The 14531-nt window shown below is 59.7% G+C and carries 14 protein-coding genes and 1 tRNA gene; 6 read left to right on the forward strand and 9 right to left on the reverse strand.

Features of this window, described 5'->3' with window-relative positions:
- Window position 1: 1 nt before the first annotated feature.
- On the reverse strand, window positions 2–1087 hold the full coding sequence (locus tag ALP8811_RS02605; RefSeq protein ID WP_108855626.1) for a polyamine ABC transporter substrate-binding protein: 1086 nt from the start codon (window positions 1085–1087) through the stop codon (window positions 2–4).
- A 161-nt stretch (window positions 1088–1248) separates the two neighbouring features.
- On the opposite strand from ALP8811_RS02605, the gene ALP8811_RS02610 reads away from it, so the two are divergent.
- The 3 genes from ALP8811_RS02610 (at window position 1249) to ALP8811_RS02620 (ending at window position 4808) form a co-directional block, all read left to right on the forward strand.
- Window positions 1249–1902, forward strand: a complete 654-nt coding sequence (locus ALP8811_RS02610; RefSeq protein ID WP_245924528.1) for a GntR family transcriptional regulator — start codon at window positions 1249–1251, stop codon at window positions 1900–1902.
- A 138-nt stretch (window positions 1903–2040) separates the two neighbouring features.
- A complete protein-coding gene (locus ALP8811_RS02615) occupies window positions 2041–3435 on the forward strand; it encodes an aspartate aminotransferase family protein (protein WP_108855627.1) in 1395 nt (464 codons plus the stop codon).
- A 71-nt stretch (window positions 3436–3506) separates the two neighbouring features.
- Window positions 3507–4808: an NAD(P)/FAD-dependent oxidoreductase gene (locus ALP8811_RS02620; RefSeq protein WP_108855628.1), complete on the forward strand. Its 1302-nt coding sequence runs from the start codon at window positions 3507–3509 to the stop codon at window positions 4806–4808.
- 15 nt (window positions 4809–4823) lie between these two features.
- Here the strand turns inward: ALP8811_RS02620 and modC are convergent, their stop codons facing one another.
- The 7 genes from modC to hpaE all read right to left on the reverse strand — a co-directional run bounded on the left by modC (window position 4824) and on the right by hpaE (window position 11616).
- Window positions 4824–5924, reverse strand: coding sequence for a molybdenum ABC transporter ATP-binding protein (gene modC / locus ALP8811_RS02625; RefSeq protein WP_108855629.1), 1101 nt, complete (start codon window positions 5922–5924; stop codon window positions 4824–4826).
- Window positions 5921–6613, reverse strand: a complete 693-nt coding sequence (gene modB / locus ALP8811_RS02630; protein ID WP_108855630.1) for a molybdate ABC transporter permease subunit — start codon at window positions 6611–6613, stop codon at window positions 5921–5923. Before modB ends, modC begins: the two co-directional genes overlap by 4 nt.
- Window positions 6610–7350 carry a molybdate ABC transporter substrate-binding protein gene (gene modA / locus ALP8811_RS02635; protein WP_245924529.1) on the reverse strand — a complete coding sequence of 247 codons (741 nt, stop codon included), beginning with the start codon at window positions 7348–7350 and terminating at the stop codon, window positions 6610–6612. Before modA ends, modB begins: the two co-directional genes overlap by 4 nt.
- Window positions 7351–7473: 123 nt before the next feature.
- On the reverse strand, window positions 7474–8274 hold the full coding sequence (hpaH, locus tag ALP8811_RS02640) for a 2-oxo-hept-4-ene-1,7-dioate hydratase (protein WP_108855632.1): 801 nt from the start codon (window positions 8272–8274) through the stop codon (window positions 7474–7476).
- A complete protein-coding gene (locus ALP8811_RS02645; protein WP_108855633.1) occupies window positions 8271–9125 on the reverse strand; it encodes a fumarylacetoacetate hydrolase family protein in 855 nt (284 codons plus the stop codon). The genes hpaH and ALP8811_RS02645 overlap by 4 nt, the downstream gene beginning before the upstream one ends.
- 90 nt (window positions 9126–9215) lie before the next feature.
- Window positions 9216–10058 (reverse strand): 3,4-dihydroxyphenylacetate 2,3-dioxygenase, encoded by an 843-nt coding sequence (gene hpaD, locus ALP8811_RS02650; RefSeq protein WP_108855634.1) that lies wholly within the window; start codon window positions 10056–10058, stop codon window positions 9216–9218.
- Window positions 10059–10107: 49 nt separating this feature from the next.
- Complete coding sequence (gene hpaE / locus ALP8811_RS02655; RefSeq protein ID WP_108855635.1) at window positions 10108–11616, reverse strand: 5-carboxymethyl-2-hydroxymuconate semialdehyde dehydrogenase; 1509 nt, start codon at window positions 11614–11616, stop codon at window positions 10108–10110.
- Window positions 11617–11722: 106 nt separating this feature from the next.
- Between hpaE and hpaR the strand changes: the two genes are divergently transcribed.
- Entirely contained in the window at window positions 11723–12175 is a 453-nt protein-coding gene (gene hpaR, locus ALP8811_RS02660) for a homoprotocatechuate degradation operon regulator HpaR (RefSeq protein ID WP_108855636.1), read from the forward strand.
- A gap of 109 nt (window positions 12176–12284) precedes the next feature.
- The gene (locus ALP8811_RS02665; protein ID WP_181363674.1) at window positions 12285–13400 is read left to right on the forward strand and encodes an aminodeoxychorismate synthase component I; all 1116 of its coding nucleotides are present in this window, start codon (window positions 12285–12287) and stop codon (window positions 13398–13400) included.
- An 88-nt stretch (window positions 13401–13488) separates the two neighbouring features.
- On the opposite strand, the gene ALP8811_RS16295 is transcribed toward ALP8811_RS02665, so the two are convergent.
- Window positions 13489–13572 (reverse strand) — tRNA-Tyr (locus ALP8811_RS16295).
- 161 nt (window positions 13573–13733) lie between these two features.
- Between ALP8811_RS16295 and rlmB the strand changes: the two genes are divergently transcribed.
- Entirely contained in the window at window positions 13734–14516 is a 783-nt protein-coding gene (gene rlmB, locus ALP8811_RS02670) for a 23S rRNA (guanosine(2251)-2'-O)-methyltransferase RlmB (RefSeq protein WP_108855637.1), read from the forward strand.
- Window positions 14517–14531: the final 15 nt, after the last annotated feature.

A 14531-nucleotide genomic window follows, 5' to 3' on the forward strand; every position in this document is an offset into this window, starting at 1 on the left:
CTTAGGTGCCCGACTTGATTTTAGTCCACATGCGCGTCACGACACGCTGGACTTTGGCGTCGTAAGGCGCGGTGGTGTAGAGCGTGCCAAGCGCTGCCTCGGTGGGATAGATAGCCGGATCGCCGATTACATCTTCTTCCAGATGCGCTTGCGAAGCTTCGTTGCCGTTTGCGTAGTAAACATAGTTCGACGCAGCCGCCATGTTGTGCTCGTCCATGATGAAGTTCAGGAACTTGTGCGCAGCATCAGGGTTCGGAGCATCCGCCGGGATCGCCATCTGGTCGAACCACATTAGCGAACCTTCCTTGAAGGCGTTATAGGCGATTTCAACACCATTGTCGGCTTCAGCAGCACGGTCACGTGCCTGCAGAACATCGCCCGACCAGCCCACGGCTACGCAGATGTCGCCATTGGCAAGAGCGTTGATGTATTCCGAGCTGTGGAATTTCTGTACGTAAGGTGCAATGGCGGTCAGGACCGGTTCGGCTTTGGCGATCACGTCCGGATCATGGCTGTCGGGGTTTTCACCCAGATAAGCAAGTGCAGCCGGGATGATTTCTGCCGGGGCGTCCAGAATGTGCACACCGCAGGCGGCCAGTTTTTCCATGTTGGCCGGATCAAAAATCAGAGCCAGGCTGTCGATCGGAGCGTCTTCGCCAAGAACTTCCTTGACCTTACCGACGTTCACGCCAGCGCCCGTGGTGCCCCACATGTAGTTGATCGAATACGCGTTGCCGGGGTCATAGGCGGCGGTGCGTTCGGCAATCACGTTCCACATGTTGCCGTGGTTGGACAGTTTGCTCAGATCCAGCGGCTGGAAAGCGCCTGCAACGATCTGGCGCTGCAGGAAGGTGCCCGAAGGAACCACAACGTCATAGCCCGACCCACCGGCCAGCATCTTGGTTTCCAGAACCTCGTTCGAATCGAACACGTCATAGATCAGGTCGATCCCGGTCTCGGCTTCGAATTTCGCCAGCAGATCTTCATCGATATAGTCCGACCAGTTATAGACGCGAACTTCTTCGGCGGTGGCAGCGGTTGCCCCCATCACGAAAGCTGCGCTCAGCATAAGCCAGGATTTCTTCATTCACTCTCTCCCTATTTGGGGCACGACGCCCATTTGCGACATTTGATCAAAAAAATGCGATTCACGCAATATGGTAAAATTGCGTAAGTCATAGTAGGTTGCTTTCAAAGATTATCTTCGAAGCCGCAATAGGCAAAACAATTGTAATAACGGGGGCAAACTTGTCTGATCGCCAAGCGAAACTGCCAGATCATCAGCGTGTTTACCGCAAATTGCGGGAAATGATTCTGTTCGGGGAATTGGCCCCAGGCCAACCTGTCACCATTCAAGGGCTGGTCTCGACGCTCGATGTGGGCATGACACCTGTGCGTGAAGCGATCCGACGGCTGACGTCGGAAGGGGCGCTGGAGTTCAAAGGGAATCGCCGTGTTTCGGTGCCGCAGCCCGACATGACGCAGTGGAATGACATTGCTTATGCCCGCCTGTCGGTCGAACCCGAGTTGGCCCGTAAAGCCACAGAAAACATTGGGGCAGAAGAACTTGCCCGCCTTGTTTCCTATGATGATCAATTGAATGCAGCGATCGACCAAGGCGATGTGCGCGGATATCTGGAACACAACTATCGTTTCCATGCCTACCTGTATGACCTTGCCGGATCCGAGGTCCTGTCTTCCATCGCAAATATGTTGTGGCTTCGGGCAGGCCCGTCGCTGCGCGTGGTGCTGGGCCGCTATGGCACGGCCAATCTTCCTGACAAACATGCCGAAGCCATGGCCGCGATGCGCGCGGGCGATGGGGAAGGGGTCGCGGGTGCCATTCGCGAAGACATCGAGCAGGGAATCGCTCAGGTCCGCGAGACGCTTTTGTCTGCCTGAATTTGATCAGATCGCAGGTCATGCGTTGACAGCTTAATTTTTGATCATATTGTGAACTCAGCTTTTGGAGCGATCCAGAGGGTGGGTGATTCTCCTGTCCTTGGGCGCGACTCGACCACGTTTTCTAGGAGATCCAGGATGAACAAGATCACCAACCATCTGCCCACGGCCGAACTTCAGGCCATCGATGCTGCCCACCACATGCACCCGTTCACCAATGACGGTGAATTGGGTCAGAAAGGCGCGCGGGTTATTACCTCGGCCAAGGGCGTGTTCCTGAAAGACAGCGAAGGCGAAGAAATTTTGGACGGCATGGCTGGCCTTTGGTGCGTGAACATCGGCTATGGCAACGACTCGATTGCCGAGGTCGCCGCCCGCCAGATGCGCGAGCTGCCCTATTATAACACCTTCTTCCAGACGACCCACGTGCCCGCCATCGCGCTGGCACAGAAGCTGGCACAACTGGCCCCGGGCGATCTGAATCACGTGTTCTATGCCAATGGTGGCTCGGACGCGAACGACACCAACATCCGCATGGTCCGCACCTATTGGGCCGAAAAGGGCCAGCCGGAACGCGACGTGATTATCTCGCGCTGGAATGCCTATCATGGCTCGACCATTGGCGGCACATCGCTTGGCGGCATGAAAGGCATGCATGGTCAAGGCAGCCTGCCGATCCCCGGCATCGAGTTCATCGAGCAGCCCAACTGGTATGCCGAAGGCGGCGACATGACGCCGGAAGAGTTCGGTCTGGCGCGTGCGCAGGAACTGGAAGCCAAGATCAACGAGGTTGGCGCCGACAAGGTTGCAGCGTTTATCGGCGAGCCGATTCAGGGTGCTGGCGGCGTGATCGTGGCCCCCGACGGCTATTGGGCTGAAATTCAGCGCATCTGCCAGAAATATGACATTCTGCTGATCGTGGACGAGGTCATCACCGGGTTTGGCCGCACCGGCAACTGGTTCGGCAGCCAGACCCTTGATCTGAAGCCTGACATCATGACGGTCGCGAAGGGGCTCAGCTCTGGCTATGTGCCGATCGGGGCGTCGCTTGTATCGGACAAGGTGGCGGAAGTTCTGGCCGGGACCGAGTTCAACCACGGCTACACCTATTCCGGTCACCCGGTGGCCTGTGCGGTGGCCTTGGAAAACCTGCGCATCATGGAAGAAGAAGGCATTATCGAGCATGTGCGCGACGTCGCTGCTCCTTATCTGGCTGAAAAATGGCACGAGCTGGCCGATCATCCCATGGTAGGCGAGACCAAGATCGTGGGTCTGATGGCCTCGCTTGCGCTGACGCCAGACAAGGACGCCCGTGCACCCTTCGCATCGGATGCCGGTACCGTTGGCCTGATCGTGCGCGAGCGTAGCTTTGCCAACAACTTGATCATGCGCCATGTGGGCGATCGTATGGTTATCTCTCCTCCGCTTGTCATCACCAAGGACGAGATTGACCTTCTGATCGCGCGCGCCCGCAAGGCGCTTGATGAAGGCTATGAAATCGTTAAGGAAAAAGGCCTGATGGTCGCTGGGTAAACCAGTTTCGGGGCGGGCCTCAGGTCCGCCCTTTCCGATATTTTACACCCCCAGCAAGATCCGAGGGATCCATGGACCTGCTCACCGCAAATGACCGCCACGGGGAGTATCCCCAATCCTGGTATGCCGCCACTGCCGACGCACCCGGCCCGTTCCCTGCTGCACAGGGCGACGTGTCGTGTGATGTCTGCGTGATCGGAGGCGGGTTCACCGGTCTGTCAGCAGCCCTGCATCTTGCCGAACGTGGCTATGATGTTGTGCTTTTGGAAGCGCAGCGTGTGGGCTTCGGTGCCTCTGGTCGCAATGGCGGTCAGGTCGGCATGGGGCAGCGTCTGGATCAAGACGAGTTGGAAAAGATGGTGGGCAAGGATGACGCCCGCAAGCTGTGGGATATGGCCCGCGAAAGCGTCCAGATGGTACGCGACATGGTGGCCAAGCACGCGCCCGATGCAGGGTTCACCGACGGCATTATCCACGCCATGCACCGCGCGCGATATGTGCCCGAGGATCACGCCTATGTGCGTAAGTTGAACGAAGACTACGGTTATGACCTGATCCGCACCGTGGACCGCGAGGAATTGCGCGAGTTGTGCGGCTCGCCCGCCTATCACGGCGGCTCGCTAGACATGGGGGCAGGGCACACGCACCCGCTGCGTTTGGCCTTTGGCATGGCGCGTGCGGCAGTCGACGCAGGCGCACGTATCTTTGAAACCAGCCGCGTGACCCAAGTGAAGGAAGGCGGAACCGTCACTGTTCAGACTGACAAGGCCAAGATCCGCGCCAGCCATCTGGTCTGGGCCTGCAATGGCTATCTTGGCAACACGCAGGGCCATGTCGCTGCACGTGTTATGCCGATCAACAACTATATTCTAGCGACCGAGCCGCTGGACGACGGGTTTGCCAAGTCCCTGATCCGTGACGGACACGCCGTGGCGGACAGTAAATTCGTGATCAACTATTTCCGCCTGTCCGATGACAACCGCATGCTGTTTGGCGGCGCGGAAAGCTATGGCTACAAGTTTCCGAAAGACATTCGCAAGCTGGTGTCGAAGCCGATGCTGGAAATCTATCCGCAGCTGAAAGACACCAAAATCGACTATGCTTGGGGCGGGACGCTGGGGATTACCATGAACCGGATGCCGCATTTTGAACGGCTGCAAGGAAACGTGCTGTCTGCGTCCGGCTATTCCGGGCATGGCGTTGCGATGGCGACGCTGGGTGGCCAGATGGTGGCCGAGGCCATCTCGGGTCAGGCCGAGCGTTTCGATCTGATGGCACAAGTTCCAACCCATCGCTTCCCGGGTGGCGTGGCCCTGCGCTGGCCGTTGCTTGTTGCTGCGATGTTGTGGTTCAGCCTGCGGGATAAGCTGTAAACGCGCGTCTGGCGTCTACCCTTTCGGTCCGCCTACATCGCTGGGCGCAACCGCCACGGTCTTCACAATAGCATGGAGCTCGGTCCCAACGGACAGGTCCAACGCGGCCAGCGACCGTTTGGTGATCCGTGCCAGCACCCGGCCAGCTGCGGTGTCCAGCGACAAGATCGCCCCCGGGCCTGCCCCTTCTTGAACTTCATGCACCACGCCGGGCAGACAGTTCAAAGCGGAAATTCCTTCTGGCCGCCCGAGCGACAAGATCACGTCTTGCGCCGCAATCCGAACCCGAACCTGCGTGCCGGGATCACGTGCAATTCGCGGAAGAAACAGCGGGATGCCCCCAGCGGTCAGTTCGGTCAGCCCGTCATCGTGATGCATGGCAACGCATGCTTTGATCACGGCCCCTACAGACCTGACATCTCCGGGGCTGAAACTGGGATCGCCCAGAACCTCGATCGCATCGCCTTGCCGAACTACACGACCATTTTCCAGCGCAACCACGGTGGTGGCCAGACGTGCGACCTCGCTGGTCGAGTGGGTGACATACAGTATAGGCACTTCACCCTCATCACGCAGACGCTCGAAATAGGGCAGGATCTCGTCCTTGCGCGCATCGTCCAGCGCGGCCAGCGGTTCATCTGCAAGGATCAGTTGTGGGCGCGACAACAGCGCCCGCCCAATGGCGACCCGCTGCTTTTCCCCGCCCGACAAGTACGGGGTGGGGCGGTCAAGAAGGTGCCCAATGCCCAGCATCTCGACCACTTGATCGAAACGCGTGGCGTCTGCTGACTGGCGGGTGACACGGCGGGCATAATCCAGATTGCGCTGCACCGTCAGATGCGGAAACAGGCGGGCATCCTGAAAGACATAGCCGATACGACGTTGGTGCGCGGGCAGGCATATGCCCTGCGTACTGTCCAAAAGCACCTGATCGCCCACTGCGATCCGCCCGGTGACATCGCGGGTCAGGCCAGCAACAGCATCCACAACGCTGGTCTTGCCCGATCCCGACGCGCCAAACAGCACGGTCAGGCCTGCGGGTGCAGTGACATCCACGTCCAGATCAAAACCGGGGCGGCAGGCGCGAAGGGCGATGGACAAAGCAGGCTGTGTCATGCGCCCTCCATCCGTTTGGCGATGCGCCGGGCCAGAACCTCGGACGCAACCAACGCCCCCATTGCGATGATGATCGAGATCACAACCAGTCGAAGCGCCGCGTTCTCGCCTCCCGGAACTTGCAGGAAGCTATAGATGGCAGAGGGAACCGTGCGTGTCTCGCCGGCAATGTTCGAAACGAAGGTGATGGTCGCTCCGAATTCGCCCATCGCTTTGGCAAAGCCAAGGATCGCGCCCGCGATGATACCGGGCAGGGCGAGGGGCAGGGTGACGGTGGCAAAGACCGACCAGCGGCTGGCACCCAACGTGGCGGCGGCGGCTTCAAGCTTGGGATCGACCGCCTCGATCGACAGGCGGATGGCGCGCACCATCAAGGGAAAGCCCATGATTGCAGCGGCCAGCGCTGCGCCTGTCCAGCGAAATGCCAGCGGCAAGCCCAGTTTGGTCAGGAACGCCCCAAGCGGCGCGGTGCCGCCAAAGGTCAGAAGCAGCAAATACCCTGTGACAACAGGCGGCAGGATCAGGGGCAAATGGACCAGTCCGTTTACCACCTGCTTGCCGGGAAAGTCCCTACGGGCCAGAAGATGCGCGACCCAGATGGCGAAGGGCAGCGACAGCGCCGTGGCCCAGCCTGCGACTTTCAAAGAAAGTGCGACCGCCTGCCATTCTTCCGGACCAAGCCAGCTCATTCTGGCACCTCTGGGGCAGGTAGGAAGCCGTGGCTTTGCAAGATCGCTTGCCCCGCGCCGCCGGTCAGATAGTCCAGAAATGCGCTGGCCGTTGCGACATCGCCAGATGCGATTGCTGCCGCCGGATAGGTGATCTGCGGATGCGTCTCGGCAGGGAACGGTGCAACACTGCGCACCTTCGGCTCTGCCTGCGCATCTGTGGCATAGACTACGCCCAACCGTGCCTCGCCCAGCGCGACCAGAGCCAAGGCGGCGCGGACATTGTCGGTCTGCACCACATGGGGTTCCGCCGCATCCCACAGCCCCAGATGGGTCAGAGCCGCCTTGCCGTATTGTCCGGCGGGAATTGCATCGACCAGCGCCATGGAAATGCGCCCTCCGTCCAGGGCTGCCGCGAAATCCTCGGGCGTTTCTGGCAGGGTCGTCGGGGCTGCCTGCGCCGCGGGCGCGATCAGCGCCAGAGCATTCCCGGCAAAGTCCCGGCGTGAACCGTCTGCCAGCAATCCGGCATCCTCAATCACGTCCATCCAATCGGCATTCGCGGACAGGAACACATCCGCAGGCGCGCCCAAAGTGATCTGTCGGGCCAGAACCGAGGACCCCGCGAAGGACAGGGCAATCCGGTGCCCGGTGTCATCTTCGAAAGCCCGTGCGACCTCGTCCAGCGCGCCGCCCAGACTGGCGGCGGCGAAAACGGTGATGCGGTCAGCCAGCGACGGCATCGTTGACGCACCCAAAAACAGGGCGGCGAGGGTATATCGACAGGTGCACAAAAACATCTCGGATCGAGATAACGGGATGCGCGGCCCGTCAGCAAGGAGTTTTCGGGGCGGGCGACATTTCGCCCTGCCCGCATGGGGTTAGGCGAAGTGGATATCCACGCTGCCAAACAGCCCAAAATCCGCGTGAATGCCGGTGCCCGAGGGGCATTCGACAGGGCGGATAAAGCTGCCGGACAGGATGATCTGGCCCGGCTCGATACTTTGGCCATATTGCGCCATGCGGCGTGCCAGCCAGACAACGCTTTCCACGGGGTCGTTTAGAACGCCTGCACCCAATCCGGTTTCTTCAACCTCGTCGTTGCGGCTTGTGATTGCGCCGACCCAGCGCAGGTCAAAGGCGTCGATCGCATGGCGTTCGGTGCCAAGCACGATCCCGGCATTGGCTGCATTGTCGCTGATCGTGTCAAAGACGGTGCGGGTCTTTCCGGTTTCGGGATCCAAACGCTGAATGCGGGTGTCCAGGATCTCGATCGAAGGGGCAACATAATCCGTGGCGGCGACTACATCCTCGCGGGTCACATCCGTCCCCCCGATGGCGTCTTTCATGACGAAAGCGATCTCGGCTTCGATCCGGGGCTGGATAAAGCGGTCCGCCGGCACCGTCGAACCGTTCTCAAACAGCATGTCGTCAAACAGGATGCCGCTGTCAGGGATGTCGATGTTCAGCGCATATTGCATTGCCTTCGAGGTCAGGCCGATCTTCCAACCAATGACTTTGCGCCCCGCGTCGAGCTTGGCGCGGTAGATCGCGTTCTGCACCTGATAGGCATCGTCCATGCCCATGTCCGGGTGGCGTTTGGTCAGAAGCCCGATCTGATCTCGCGTCTTCTCGGCGGCAAGCAAATCGGCGGCGGCGCGGGCGTGATCTTCTGGCGTCATACGACTTCGTCCTCGATCGTGTTCGACAGCGTGCCAATCCCGTCGACCGACACTTCGACCACATCACCGGGTACAAGGTATTTGGGCGGGTCAAATCGCGCACCAGCACCGGTTGGTGTGCCCGTGACGATTACATCGCCGGGCTGAAGCGTCATGAAGGTCGAGATATAGGCGATTTCCTCGCGGATCGGGAACATCATGCGGTCTAGCGTGTCGTCTTGGCGAAGCTCTCCGTTCACGCGGGTCTGAATGCGCGCGTCATCCAGCTGAGTGGCGTCGGTGAAGGGCACCAGCCACGGGCCAATCGCACCCGAGCGATCCCAGTTCTTGCCCTGAGTCACGTTGAATTTCGCATGACGCACCCAATCACGGATCGTGCCTTCGTTGCAGAGCGTCAGCGCCGCGATGTGGTCATAGGCGTCTTCAGCCGCAATCCGGCGACCCGATTTGCCGATGACAATCGCCACCTCGCCTTCATAGTCCAGCGTGTGGTTTTCCGGCGGGCGGATTAGAGGGCGACCATGACCGGTGAACCCGCTGGCAAAGCGTGGGAACAGGGACATGTATTTCGGCTGCGCGCTGCCGTCTTTGTACTCGGCGTTGCGATCCGGGAAGTTCACACCCACGCAGAGGATCCGGCGCACATCAGGCATCACCATGTCGAAGGTGACGTCGGTATGGGTGACAGTGCGCGCTTGGGCAGCTGCGGCCAACGCGTCAAACTGCCCGGCGGCAATAACCTCGTAAAGGCTTGCGTGATCGGGGAAGGCGTCGTTCAGCGCGATCGCGCCTTCATCCGTGATCGCGCCGAAAAATGTGTTTCCGTCGGCCGAGTATGTCGCAAAACGCATTGTCTATTCTTTCACTATTCGCGCATTAAGTTGCGCTTTCTTGCATAGAAGGGATGCTGGAATTTACAGATCCCTGCATTCTTTGCTGTTTTATACCGAGAAGCTGATGTTCGCCTGCCCAGTACCGGAGCTGCCGAAATAGGGGGTGTAGATGTCGATCTTTCCCTCGTAGTCCTTCCAGCCCAAAGCGCCGAACAGAAGCGCGGTGTCATTCATCGCGCATTCCCCGGTGCACTTGACCGCATAGTCGGGCAGCAGGTCGAGGAACTCGGCCCATTTGCCGGTTTCCCACAGTTCAAGGACGCGCAGATCCATCTGGCGGTTGAACTCGCCATTCACAGAATTCAGCCCATCAACCGAGCGTTCGTTGGGCGTGAAGTCGTGGCTCATAGATCCAGAGGCGAAGATGGCGACCTTGCGGTCCGACCGCTTGATCCCTTCAGCAATCGCAGAGCCCCAACGGCGGTTTTCTTCGATGGACGAAAACTGGTTCACGGCAATTGGCAGGACGCGGGCGTTTACGTCTTTGTTGATGAAGTGCATCGGCAGAAGCGTTCCGTATTCCATACCCAAATCAGGTTGCGCATGGCCCATGGCGCGCTCGCCGCGTTCCTCGAGCACGCTCAGGATGCTCTGTGCCAGCTCGCTGTCGCCCTGATAGTCGAATTCCATATCCGCCAGCATGTGCGGCAGTTCGTGACTGATGAAGCGGCCCTTGTGGTGGGGCTTGGCGTTCAGGTGGAAGCCTTGGTTGGTGATCCAATGGGTGTCGAAAATAATGAACGTGTCCACACCCCGGTCAATCGCGTCTTGTCGCAGCTTGGCGTAACCATCGACAGCCGATTGGCGGATGCCTTTGTATTGCGGCATGGTTTCGGACATCCAGATGCTGGGCACATGGGTGATTTTTGCAGCTTGAACGATCTGTCCCATTGGGTCTCCTCCCGTTGGTGGTCGCGCGTTTCGGGTGTCGGGCGGGTGCTTACGCGCCCAGCCGCATGATCTTGTGTTGGCCGGTGGCGAAACCGACGTGCTTTTGCTCCATATAGAACTCGAACGACCAGTCGCCGCCGTCGCGCCCGATGCCGGATGCCTTCACACCGCCAAACGGGGTTGGCAGGTGGCGGACGTTTTCCGAGTTTACCCAGATCATGCCCGCTTCCAGCTTGTCTGTGAAGCGCAAGGCACGGATCAGGTCGTTGGTCCAAACGTAGCCCGTCAGGCCGTATTCAGTATCATTGGCCATCGATAGCGCTTCGTCTTCCGTCGAGAAGGGGATCGAGGTCAGAACCGGGCCGAAGATTTCTTCGCGCGCGATGCGCATCTGGTTGGTGGCATTGGTAAACAGCGTTGGGCGCACGAAATAGCCTTCGTCACCCACCTTCACGCCGCCTGCCGCGACGGTCGCACCGTCTTCCTTGGCGATGTCGAAATACGAGGTCACTTTGTTGTAGTGTTCCTTGGTCACCAGCGGGCCGATCTCGGTCGCGGGATCCAGCGGATGGCCGACCTTGATGTTGTTTACACGCTCGACCAGCTTGGCTTCGAATTCCTCTTTGATCGTGTCCTGCACGAACAGGCGCGACGAGGACGTGCAGCGCTCGCCGTTGATCGAGTAAATCATGAAGATCACCGCATCCAGTGCGCGATCCAGATCGGCATCGTCAAAGACGATCACCGGGTTTTTCCCACCCAATTCCAGATGGTTACGCTTATGCGTGTCCGCGCCCTGTTTGACGATCAGGCTGCCGGTGCGGCTTTCCCCGACAAAGGCAATCGCTTTGATCTTCGGGTGTTCGCACAGAGCCTTGCCAGCGTCCGGGCCAAAGCCGTTCACGGTGTTCAGCACACCTTTGGGCAGGCCAGCCTCTTCCGCGATTTCGACCAACAAGCGCGCGGTTAGTGGACTGTCCTCAGCGGGTTTGTGGACCACGGTACAACCAGCGGCCAGAGCGGGGGCGATCTTCCATGTGGACAGCATGAAGGGCGTGTTCCACGGCGTGATGACACCCACCGGGCCGATCGGCGTGCGGCTGGTCACGTTCATCAGCGTGGGCGATTTCAGGTGCTGCCCATCGCGCGACTGAATGACCTGATCTGCGAAATAGCGAAAGTTTTCGGCCCCGCGCAGGGCGGCTTTCGACATGAAGCGAAGGGTCTGGCCGGTATCCCAACATTCGCACAGCGAGATCTCTTCAGCACGCGCTTCGATGGCGTCGGCCACGTTCAGAAGGATGCGACGTCGCTCGGTGGCGGGCATGTCGCGCCAGCCTGCAAAGGCGTCATGGGCAGCATTGGCGGCAGTGTCGATATCATCCGCCGTGCCGTGGGCCACATCGCAGATCACCGACTTGTCCACCGGGCTGGTTGTCTGGAACACGCCGGCGGCGCCGTCCCGATCTTCGCCGGCGATCCGGTTTTTAATTCCCCCTGCGCGGAACCGCTCAAGATAGCCCGCGAGTTTCGAAAGATTGCTGTCCAGATCCGACATGTCGCCCTCATTCATTTCAGTAATTAATTGCGATGTTAACTAATGGCGCGACCATTGTCAACAATAGTTGCTTTGTTCATTTCCTACCGCTTGCTATAACACCCTCATGACCAAGAGTAATTCGACCCGTTCCGGCTATCCCAGAACCTCGCGTTCGCTGCCCATCTCGCTGCTGCGGGCACGCGAAGTGGTGATGCAGCCGATTCGCGACATGCTGGGCGAGCTGGGCCTGACCGAACAGAAATGGCGTATCCTGCGTACGCTGGACGAACTGGGCGAGGTCGAGCAAAGTACCATCGCGAAAGAGGCCTGCCTGCTTCTGCCCAGTCTGACGCGGATCCTGCGGGGGATGGAGGCAGACGGCCTGATCTCGCGCCAGTCTGACGCCAAGGACAAGCGCCGAACGCTGGTCACGATCACCGACAAGGGGCGTGCCATCGTGCGCGACAACCTGCATCTGGCCAATGACATCTCGGCCCGGATCGAATCCCACATGGGCGAGGACGAGGTGAAGCAGCTTTTGGATCTTCTGGAAAAGCTGCAAGCCGCCAAGCTCTGACTACGGCCCTCTCCTCGCTTTGGGCGCATAAGGGCTTGCAAACGCCGCCTTTCGTCAGCAGGTGTATCGCGCAGAATGTTATCACCGTTCCGCAGCGGAGGCTTTGCAGGTGGATATCAGATTTGATCATGGACCGGATGGGGGTGCTGGGCTGTTCACGGCCCCGCAGGATCTGATCGTGGCGTGGTTGCTGGACGATGTGCCTGACGCGTTGGACCGCTTGGATCGAGCACAGAAAAGTGGCGCGTGGCTGGCGGGATTTGCAAGCTACGAGCTTGGCTATGCGCTGGAACCGCGCCTGGAGCCACTGCTGAAACCGAACCGCCGTCTGCCGCTTTTGATGTTCGGTCTCTATGACGGACCCACCCCCGCGTCTGCGCTTCGACCGGGCGACGCTGCGCTGTCCGAATTAACGCCCGATTGGGATGCGGGCACCTATGCGCGCGGGTTTCAGGCGGTGCATGACTATATCTGCGCGGGCGACACTTATCAGGTCAATCTGACTTTCCCGATCCGGGGTAGGGCGCAAGGCGACGTGCAAGCGCTCTATCATGCGCTGACGCGCTTGCAGCCGGTGCAATATGGCGCGCTGGTGCAGGCGGAAGGCTTGCCGGCGATTCTGTCCCGCTCGCCCGAGCTGTTCTTTCGCACCGACGCGGGCGGGATGATCGAGACCCGTCCAATGAAAGGCACCCAGCCCCGCAGTTCCGACCCCGTCGAGGACGCCGCACGCGCGGTATTTCTGAAAAGCGACGAGAAAAATCAGGCCGAGAACCTGATGATCGTGGACCTTCTGCGCAACGATATCTCGCGCATCTGCGAAGCAGGCAGCGTCCACGTGCCCGAGCTATTCACCGTGGAAAGCTACGAGACTGTGCACCAGATGGTGTCTCTGATCCGTGGCCAGATGGAAGCCGGCACCAGCCTATCCGGCATCCTGCGCGCGCTCTTCCCCTGCGGGTCCATTACCGGCGCCCCCAAACTGCGCGCGATGGAGATCATCGCCGAGCTGGAACCCAATCCCCGCGACATTTATTGCGGCTCGATCGGCTGGATGGCCCCTGATGGTCGGTCCGAATTCAACGTCGCCATTCGAACACTTTTGCTGGATGGCACGGACGCAATGCTGAACGTCGGGGGCGGGTTGGTCTATGACAGCACTGCGGCTTCGGAATACGAAGAAGCGTTGTGGAAGGCGCGGTTTGCGTCGCGGTTGGAGCGGTAGCTGCGCTTTCAATACAGATGTCCTGCGGGTCTAAGCCCGCTGTTTGAAGCCAAACTTCAATTATCTGATTTTTGGGATGTTGGGAAAATGGTGGGCGACCTTGGAATCGAACCAAGCGTGAGTCGCCTCGAGGGAGTTACAGTCCCCTGCCACACCTTGCGGCCTGTCGCCCACTTTTTCCTGCGCAATCTGCGCCGAACGTGGGGCTAGGTATCGCGGGCAGCTTGCGGCGTCAATACGAAAAATCACCCAAATGCACTTGCCAAAAGCACTTGTCTCTTAGAATGCCATGGCGCATTGTCCGGGCCTTGTAAAAACTCAGCGGATCGCGTGATGAAAAAGCCAAAATGGGTCGTTCAGAAAGAAAAAGACAAGCGTCAGGCGGCGTCTGAAACCGTGTGGCTTTTCGGGCTGCATGCGGTGCGGGATGCGCTGATGAACCCGGATCGTGAACGGCTGCGGTTGATCGTGACGAAGAACGCGTGCGACAAGCTGGCCGATGCGATTGAAGCGTCCGGCATGACGCCGGAAATGGCGGATCCGCGCAGATTTCCAGCCCCAATTGACCCCAATTCGGTCCATCAAGGGGCCGCGCTTGAAGTGAAGCCCTTGAACTGGGGCGATTTCGCCAGTCGCGTGATCGGCGGCGAAGGGAAAATGCCCGTGGTTGTTATGCTCGACCGGGTGACCGACCCTCATAATGTAGGCGCGGTTCTGCGCTCGGCCGAAGTGTTCGGGGCGAGCGCCGTTGTCGGCACGAAACACGGATCCGCGCCCGAGACAGGTGCGCTGGCCAAGACCGCTTCGGGCGCGTTGGAGCGCCAACCCTATCTGCGCGTCCGCAATCTGGCTGAAGCGATGGAAGAGCTGCGCAAAATGGGCTTCGTTGTCCTTGGTATGGATGGCGAGGCAACGAAAACCATTGAAGAGGCATTGGCCGCCCGCCCGGATCGCCCTGTCGCGTTGGTCATGGGGGCTGAAGGGCCGGGGCTGCGTGAAAAGACCAAGGCGACCTGTGACGCGCTGGTGAAAATCCCCTTCGCGCGCGACTTTGGATCCTTGAACGTGTCCAATGCAGCAGCGGTCGCACTCTACGCCACGCGCCTCACGCGGTGATCACCTTGTTGTGGG

The sequence above is a fragment of the Aliiroseovarius pelagivivens genome, assembly GCF_900302485.1.
GTDB lineage: Bacteria > Pseudomonadota > Alphaproteobacteria > Rhodobacterales > Rhodobacteraceae > Aliiroseovarius > Aliiroseovarius pelagivivens.

Bases quoted from the DNA above. Each gene is read 5' to 3' on its own strand.
- ALP8811_RS02645 (WP_108855633.1), bottom strand. From the start codon at position 9,125: ATGCGTTTTGCGACATACTCGGCCGACGGAAACACATTTTTCGGCGCG.
- ALP8811_RS02620 (WP_108855628.1), top strand. From the start codon at position 3,507: ATGGACCTGCTCACCGCAAATGACCGCCACGGGGAGTATCCCCAATCC.
- modC (WP_108855629.1), bottom strand. From the start codon at position 5,924: ATGACACAGCCTGCTTTGTCCATCGCCCTTCGCGCCTGCCGCCCCGGT.
- hpaD (WP_108855634.1), bottom strand. From the start codon at position 10,058: ATGGGACAGATCGTTCAAGCTGCAAAAATCACCCATGTGCCCAGCATC.
- hpaH (WP_108855632.1), bottom strand. From the start codon at position 8,274: ATGACGCCAGAAGATCACGCCCGCGCCGCCGCCGATTTGCTTGCCGCC.
- modB (WP_108855630.1), bottom strand. From the start codon at position 6,613: ATGAGCTGGCTTGGTCCGGAAGAATGGCAGGCGGTCGCACTTTCTTTG.
- rlmB (WP_108855637.1), top strand. From the start codon at position 13,734: ATGAAAAAGCCAAAATGGGTCGTTCAGAAAGAAAAAGACAAGCGTCAG.
- hpaE (WP_108855635.1), bottom strand. From the start codon at position 11,616: ATGTCGGATCTGGACAGCAATCTTTCGAAACTCGCGGGCTATCTTGAG.
- ALP8811_RS02615 (WP_108855627.1), top strand. From the start codon at position 2,041: ATGAACAAGATCACCAACCATCTGCCCACGGCCGAACTTCAGGCCATC.
- ALP8811_RS02605 (WP_108855626.1), bottom strand. From the start codon at position 1,087: ATGAAGAAATCCTGGCTTATGCTGAGCGCAGCTTTCGTGATGGGGGCA.
- hpaR (WP_108855636.1), top strand. From the start codon at position 11,723: ATGACCAAGAGTAATTCGACCCGTTCCGGCTATCCCAGAACCTCGCGT.